General features: G+C 75.0%; 7 protein-coding genes. 2 read left to right on the top strand and 5 right to left on the bottom strand.

The window, feature by feature from the left end:
• The coding region (locus ACFUVW_RS18360) for a hypothetical protein (RefSeq protein WP_430572746.1) at window positions 1–967 on the bottom strand (967 nt) is incomplete at its 3' end.
• A gap of 172 nt (window positions 968–1,139) precedes the next feature.
• Here ACFUVW_RS18360 and ACFUVW_RS18365 point away from each other — a divergent pair.
• A complete protein-coding gene (locus tag ACFUVW_RS18365) occupies window positions 1,140–1,505 on the top strand; it encodes a DoxX family protein (RefSeq protein WP_430572747.1) in 366 nt (121 codons plus the stop codon).
• A 21-nt stretch (window positions 1,506–1,526) separates the two neighbouring features.
• Here the strand turns inward: ACFUVW_RS18365 and ACFUVW_RS18370 are convergent, their stop codons facing one another.
• The 3 genes from ACFUVW_RS18370 to ACFUVW_RS18380 all read right to left on the bottom strand — a co-directional run bounded on the left by ACFUVW_RS18370 (window position 1,527) and on the right by ACFUVW_RS18380 (window position 4,876).
• A complete protein-coding gene (locus ACFUVW_RS18370; RefSeq protein ID WP_430572748.1) occupies window positions 1,527–1,940 on the bottom strand; it encodes a DUF779 domain-containing protein in 414 nt (137 codons plus the stop codon).
• Between the two features lie 20 nt (window positions 1,941–1,960).
• Window positions 1,961–3,484, bottom strand: a complete 1,524-nt coding sequence (locus tag ACFUVW_RS18375) for an aldehyde dehydrogenase family protein (RefSeq protein ID WP_430572749.1) — start codon at window positions 3,482–3,484, stop codon at window positions 1,961–1,963.
• A 102-nt stretch (window positions 3,485–3,586) separates the two neighbouring features.
• Entirely contained in the window at window positions 3,587–4,876 is a 1,290-nt protein-coding gene (locus ACFUVW_RS18380; RefSeq protein WP_430572750.1) for a GAF domain-containing protein, read from the bottom strand.
• Between the two features lie 114 nt (window positions 4,877–4,990).
• Here ACFUVW_RS18380 and ACFUVW_RS18385 point away from each other — a divergent pair, with 114 nt between their 5' ends.
• The gene (locus ACFUVW_RS18385) at window positions 4,991–5,944 is read left to right on the top strand and encodes an SDR family oxidoreductase (protein ID WP_430572751.1); all 954 of its coding nucleotides are present in this window, start codon (window positions 4,991–4,993) and stop codon (window positions 5,942–5,944) included.
• 17 nt (window positions 5,945–5,961) lie between these two features.
• Here the strand turns inward: ACFUVW_RS18385 and ACFUVW_RS18390 are convergent, their stop codons facing one another.
• A complete protein-coding gene (locus ACFUVW_RS18390; RefSeq protein WP_430572752.1) occupies window positions 5,962–6,939 on the bottom strand; it encodes a bile acid:sodium symporter family protein in 978 nt (325 codons plus the stop codon).
• Window positions 6,940–6,994 lie beyond the last annotated feature (55 nt).

Genomic DNA, 6,994 nt, shown 5'->3' on the forward strand with positions numbered 1-6,994 from the left:
GGTCGGGGACCACCGTGAGCGACCCGGTGGCGGGCAGCGCGTTGGCGCCGCCACGGTCCGCGGGGGTGAGCGCGCGGGACGCGATGACGCTGCTCGCGAAGTTCGCGTGGCACTCGGTGCAGTACCACTCGGGCGTGGGCACGGGCACCTCGAAGCCGCCGTAGACGACGTCCGGCTCGGCGTTCATCACGTCGTCCTGGAACGTCATGCCCCACACGATCCGCTTGGTCTTGCCGCGCGCGCCGCAGCCGGGGCACTGCGGGCGCATCCGCGCCCGCTGCGACGCCACGGTGTGCGCGTGCAGCAGGTCGTGGCACTGGCCGCACAGCAGGTGCACGTCGCGCACGAGCTGCTCGAGGGTGCGGCCGCCGGCGGTGGTGGTGCCGAGGCGGACTGCGCCGTCGTCGTGCGCCTGCATGCGGTGCACGTCGACGAACCGCTCGCAGGTGGCGCAGCGCTCCTCGCGGCGCATCGACCAGCCCGTCACGGCGCGGTGGCCGAGGATGCGCAGGGCGTGCACGTCGGGGGCCGTGGCGCCCGCGCCGCAGTCGCCCGGGTCCAGCGTGTGCACCGGGCCGCCGCGGAACTGCTCCGCGACGCCGTCGAGCACCAGGCGGGCGTGCTCGGGCGGCAGCCAGCCGGACGTGCCCGTGTACGAGTCGGCGCCCTCGAACAGGTCGGCCCAGACGATCGGCCGGTCCGGGCCGAACAGGTCGTCGCTCACCCAGCTCTCGCCGTCGCTGGCGCCCATGAGCTCGACGGCGGCGACGACGCCGGCGTCGCCGAGCACGGTGACGACCACGTCCCCCCGCTGCGGGCCGTCCGGGCCGGCCGGCAGCCGGTGCTCCGGCGAGCGGGTCGCGATCGCGACGGACTCCGTCAGCCAGTCGGCCGACCAGTGCAGGTACACGGACGGCACGAGCCACGCGGGCAGCGCCGACAGGGAGGGGAGGGTCTCTCGGGTCACCGGGAGAACATATCGGGCGCCGACCCTCCGACACCACGGGCGCGGTCGTTCCGGTGGCGACGTCCCCGCGCTAGGTTCCCAGCAGGCACGACGGCGTCGCCGCTCCGCACCGTGCACGACATCCGGTACCGCCGCCGCCCCGCCGACGAGCTTCTGCCGCGAGGAGGCACGGATGAACATCGGACTGTGGGTCGCCGCCGGGCTGCTGGCCCTGCTCTACCTGGCGGTGGGCTTCGTCAAGCTGACCCGCAGCCGCGAGCGCCTGCGCGCATCCATGGGGTGGGTGGAGGACTTCCCGGTCCTCGTGGTGCGGCTCATCGGCCTCGCGGAGATCGCGGGCGCGCTGGGGCTGGTCCTCCCGCTGGCCACCGACGTCCAGCCGTGGCTCACGCCGACGGCCGCGACCTGCCTCGCGGTGCTGCAGGCGCTGGCGATCACGGTGCACGTCCGCCGCCGCGAGCTGGCGCAGCTGTGGGTCAACGTGCTCCTGCTGCTCGCCGCCGCCTTCGTCGCCGTCGGGCGGTTCGCCGGCTGGTAGGGCGCCGGTGTCGGCGGCGGCTCAGCGCGTCCCCGCCCACTCCGCGTCGGTGAGCAGCCTCGACCGGATGAGGAAGCGCACCCCCTCCGGCGCCTCCACGCTGAACCCCGCGCCGCGGCCGGGGACGACGTCGATGGTCAGGTGCGTGTGCCGCCAGTACTCGAACTGGGCGCGGCTCATCCACACCGGCACGGTGAACTCCTCCCCCGTCGCGCCGGGCGCGTCGTCCGGCCCGTCGACGAGGCTCAGGTCCCCGAGGTGCACGTCGGCGTCGCCGAGCAGGAAGTCGCCGTCCGGGTAGCACATCGGGCTGGACCCGTCGCAGCACCCGCCGGACTGGTGGAACATCAGCTCGCCGTGCTGACGCCGCAGCCGGGCGAGCAGCCCGGCCGCGGCGTCGGTCACGGCGACGCGGGAGACCGCGTCGTCGCTCATCGTCCGCTCCCGTCGTCGGCTCAGAAGAACCCGAGCTTCTGGCCCGAGTAGCTGACCAGCAGGTTCTTGGTCTGCTGGTAGTGGTCGAGCATCATCTTGTGGTTCTCGCGCCCGACGCCGGACCCCTTGTACCCGCCGAACGCGGCGGCCGCCGGGTACGCGTGGTAGCAGTTCGTCCACACGCGCCCGGCCTCGATGGTGCGCCCGGCCCGGTACGCCGTCTCCCCCTGCCGCGACCACACGCCGGCGCCCAGCCCGTAGAGGGTGTCGTTGGCGATCTTCATGGCGTCGTCGAAGTCCGCGAACTCGGTGACGGACACGACCGGCCCGAAGATCTCCTCCTGGAAGATCCGCATGGAGTTCTTGCCCTCGAACACGGTGGGCGTCACGTAGTAGCCGCCCGCGAGGTCGCCGTCGAGCTCGGCACGGTGCCCGCCCGTGAGCACCTTGGCGCCCTCGGCCTTGCCGATGTCGATGTAGGACAGGATCTTCTCGAGCTGGTCGTTGCTGGCCTGGGCGCCGATCATCGTGTCGGTGTCCAGGGGGTTGCCCTGCTTCACGGCCTTGGTGCGCTCCAGCGCGTCGCCCAGGAACTGGTCGTAGATGTCCGCCTGGATCAGCGCCCGCGACGGGCAGGTGCACACCTCGCCCTGGTTGAGGGCGAACATCGTGAACCCCTCGAGCGCCTTGTCGTAGTAGTCGTCCCTGGCCGACGCGACGTCCGAGAAGAAGATGTTCGGGCTCTTGCCGCCGAGCTCCAGCGTCACCGGGATGATGTTCTGCGACGCGTACTGCATGATCAGGCGCCCGGTCGTCGTCTCGCCGGTGAACGCGATCTTGCGGATCCGCGAGCTCGACGCCAGCGGCTTGCCCGCCTCGACGCCGAACCCGTTGACCACGTTGACCACGCCGGGCGGCAGCAGGTCGCCGATGAGGTCCATGAGGAACAGGATCGACGCCGGCGTCTGCTCGGCCGGCTTGAGCACGACGGCGTTGCCCGCCGCGAGCGCCGGGGCGAGCTTCCACGTGGCCATGAGGATCGGGAAGTTCCACGGGATGATCTGCCCGACCACGCCGAGCGGCTCGTGGAAGTGGTACGCGACGGTGTCCTCGTCGATCTCCGAGATCGACCCCTCCTGCGCGCGGATGGCGCCCGCGAAGTACCGGAAGTGGTCGATGGCGAGCGGGATGTCCGCGGCGAGCGTCTCGCGCACGGGCTTGCCGTTCTCCCACGTCTCGGCCACCGCGATCTCCTCGAGGTGGGCCTCCATCCGGTCCGCGATCCTGTTGAGGACGTTCGCCCGCTCGGTGACGGAGGTGCGCCCCCACGCGGGCGCCGCGCCGTGCGCGGCGTCGAGGGCGCGCTCGATGTCGTCGGCGTTGCCGCGCGCCACCTCGGTGAAGGTCTGCCCGGTGACGGGGCTGGGGTTCTCGAAGTACTGCCCGCTCGACGGCGGCACGTACTCGCCACCGATCCAGTGGTCGTACCGCGCACGGTACTCGGCGACCGCCCCGGGCTGACCGGGGGCTGCGTAGACGGTCATGCTGCCTCCTCGCACGTGCGGCGCCTCGTCGCGCCGCGGTGCGGCGACGGTAGGACGGCGAGGGTTGCAGCCCCGTTGCAGCCGGGCGCCGCCGGGCGGGCCTCACCGGGCGAGGTCGGCGTCCAGCAGCGCGATGCGGGCGCGGGCCCGCACGGCCTGCGGGCTGCCGGCGGGGGCCGCGGCGAGCAGGCGGGTCCAGGCGGCGTGGTCGTCGGCGCCGTCGGCGCCGCGCACCCAGGCGTCGAGGGCGTCGGGGTCGCCCGCGGCCAGGACGGCGGCGCGGACCTCGGCCGAGAGCTCCGCGCGCAGCCGCTCGACGCCCGGCGCGACGGACCGCGGCAGCAGCGGGGCGTACGCGTCGACGGCGGCGCGCACGTCGCCGGTGGCGAGGGCCGCGCGGACGTCGTCCGCGTCGGTGCGCAGGGGGCGCGCGAGCCGGTAGGGCCGCGACCCGGCGAGCAGCGCGCCCACGACGTGCCGCAGCCGGGAGACCTCCGCCCGCACGGTGACGTCGGACAGCTCACCGGGGTGCAGCAGCACCGCGAGCTCGTCGGCCGCCAGGCCGCGCGGGTGCTCCGCGAGCAGCAGCAGGATCTCGGCGTGCCGCAGCGACAGCGGCCGGTCCCCCGCGGGCACGCGCAGCACGGGGCGGCCGAGCACGCGGAGGTCGACGAGGGCCGGCCCGGCCGCGTGCGACGCCAGGTCCGACGCCGTGGCGGCCCGGGTCGCGAGCTCGCGCTCCACGGTGGCGACGGTGGCCTTCACGAGGGACAGCACGACGTGCGTCGCCGCGGCCCGCCGCCCGGTGACGTCGAGGACGCCGAGCACCCGCCCGGTGCGGGGGTCACGGACGGGCGCGGCGGCGCAGCTGAGCTCCTGGACGGGGCGGGCGTAGTGCTCGGCGCCGATCACCTGCACGGCGCGGCGGGTCGCGAGCGCCGTCCCCGGCGCGTTGGTGCCCACGCTCTCCTCGCCCCAGACCGCGCCCTCGACGAAGCCCACCCGGTCGACGGTGCCGCGCAGGCGACGGTTCCCCTCCACCCACAGCAGCCGGCCGATCTCGTCGGAGACGGCGACGACCAGGCCGTCGTCGGCCGCGCCGTCGACCACGAGCTCGCGCACCACGGGCATCACGGCGGCGAGCGGGTGGGCGGTGCGGTAGGCGGCGAGCTCGGCGTCGGCGAGCGCGACCTGCGGGTGCGGGGTGTCCGGGTCGACGCCGCTGCGCAGGGAGCGGCGCCAGGAGTCGGCGACGACGGGGTCGATGCCGCCGGGCGGCTCGCCCGTCCCGAGGAACCGCTCGTACGCGGCCCGCACCGTGCGCGAGTCACGACGCACGCCTGCCGCGCGGGCCCCGTCCCCGCGCGCCACCGAGATGGCCGAGCGATCCACCGCGACCTCCCGACGTCGTCGTCCGGTGCGTGCCGGCCAGTCTAGGGGGCGGACCGCCCAGCCACGGATCGCCAGACCCTGGATGACCTCGGGACGGTCCGGCACCGTGGAGCCATGGCACGCACCGAGCACGCCCCCACCGTCCCCGACCTCGCCCTGCCCGATCTGACCGGGCGGCGAGCGCTGGTCACCGGCGCGAGCGACGGCGTCGGCCTGCGGGTCGCGACCCGGCTCGCGGGGGCCGGGGCGGAGGTCCTCCTGCCCGTGCGGAACCCGCGCAAGGGCGAGGCGGCCGCCGAACGGATCCGCGCACGGCACCCGGAGGCGCGGCTCGTGCTGCACGAGCTCGACCTTGCCTCCCTGGCGTCGGTCGCCGCGCTGGGCGAGAAGCTCACGGCCGCGGGCGAGCCGATCCACCTGCTGGTCAACAACGCGGGCGTCATGACCCCGCCCGAGCGGCAGGTCACCGCCGACGGCTTCGAGCTGCAGCTCGGGACGAACCACCTCGGCCACTTCGCGCTGACCGCCCACCTGCTGCCCCTGCTCCGGGCGGGCGGGGCCCGGGTCACGACGCAGTCGAGCGTCGCCGCCCGCCGTGGCGCGATCGGTTGGGACGACCCGAACGCGGAGCGCCGCTACGACGGCCGCCGCTCCTACGCCCAGTCGAAGCTCGCGTGCGGGCTGTTCGGCCTCGAGCTCGCCCGCCGCAGCCGGGCCGCGGGCTGGGGCGTGACGAGCAACGTGTCGCACCCCGGGGTGGCGCCGACCAGCCTGCTGGCCGCACGCCCGGAGGTGGGCCGCGCCGGGGACACCCGGGACGTGCGCGTCATCCGCTGGCTCTCCGCGCGCGGCCTCGTCGTCGGGACCGCCGAGAGCGCAGCCCTCCCGGCGCTCCTCGCGGTCGCGTCGCCCGACGCGCGCGACGGCGGCTTCTACGGCCCGCGGTGGCCGGGGCACCTGGGCGGCCCGCCCGGACCGCAGCGGCCCTGGGCCCCGCTGCGCCGCGCCGGCGACGCCGCGCGCCTGTGGGCGCTGTCGGAGGAGCTCACCGGGGTCGCGTTCGGCTGATCCGCAGGCCGGCCGTGTCAGTCGCGCAGCGCGAGGCGGCGGGCGAGCACCGCGCAGACGACGAGCTGGAGCTGGTGGAAGATGATCACCGGCACCGCGATGACGCCGGCCGCGGCGACGGGGAACAGCACGCTGGCCATGGGCAGGCCGGTGGCGAGGGACTTCTTGGACCCGCACATGAGCAGCGCGATCCGGTCCTCCGTCGGCAGCCGGAGCGCCGACCCGCCCCACCAGGTGAGGCCGAGCATCACCGCGAGGAACACCCCGCTCACCACGAGCAGCGCCACGATCGCCCAGCCGGAGGTGCCGGCCCAGACGCCCGCGGAGCTCGCCGCCGCGACGGCGGAGAACACCACGATCAGGATCGTGCCGCGGTCGACCGACAGGGTGAGCCAGCGCCGCGCCCGGACCCGGTCGCCCACCCACGGCTGCAGCAGCTGGCCCGCGACGAACGGGAGCAGCAGCTGCAGCAGCACGGTCTGCAGCCCGTCGAGGCCGTGGCCGGCGGTGGCGCTCCCGCCCTCGGCGTCCGTCATGAGCCACAGCACCAGCAGCGGGGTGAGCACCATGCCGAGCACGTTGGACACCGTGGCGCCGCAGATCGCGCCCGCGACGTTGCCGCGCGCCACGGATGTGAACGCCACCGACGACTGCACCGTGGACGGCAGCAGCGACAGGTAGAGCATCCCGGCGGCGAGCGGCGCGCCGACCAGCGGGGTGATCGCCCACGCGACGACGAGCCCGAGCACCGGGAACAGCACGTACGTGGCGACGAGGATGCCGCCCTGCAGGCGCCAGTTGCGCAGCCCCGCCCACACCTCGCGCGTGGAGAGGCGCGCGCCGTAGACGAGGAACAGGATCGTCACCGCGACGTCGGCCGCGACGTCGACGACCCGCTGCACGCCCGGGCCGACGGGCACCACCAGCCCCAGCACCATCACGACGACCAGCGTGACGACGAACGGATCCACCCAACGGCTCAGCACACGACGCACCGGGCGAGTGTAGGGAGTCCGCGCGGCGGGCACCGGCCCGTCCATCGTCCGGGCC

The organism is Isoptericola sp. NPDC057391 (assembly GCF_042668085.1).
Classification (GTDB): domain Bacteria; phylum Actinomycetota; class Actinomycetes; order Actinomycetales; family Cellulomonadaceae; genus Isoptericola.

What these genes read in the sequence shown, in the direction of transcription:
- ACFUVW_RS18385 (WP_430572751.1), top strand. Translation starts at nt 4,991, where the DNA reads ATGGCACGCACCGAGCACGCCCCCACCGTCCCCGACCTCGCCCTGCCC.
- ACFUVW_RS18365 (WP_430572747.1), top strand. Translation starts at nt 1,140, where the DNA reads ATGAACATCGGACTGTGGGTCGCCGCCGGGCTGCTGGCCCTGCTCTAC.
- ACFUVW_RS18370 (WP_430572748.1), bottom strand. Translation starts at nt 1,940, where the DNA reads ATGAGCGACGACGCGGTCTCCCGCGTCGCCGTGACCGACGCCGCGGCC.
- ACFUVW_RS18375 (WP_430572749.1), bottom strand. Translation starts at nt 3,484, where the DNA reads ATGACCGTCTACGCAGCCCCCGGTCAGCCCGGGGCGGTCGCCGAGTAC.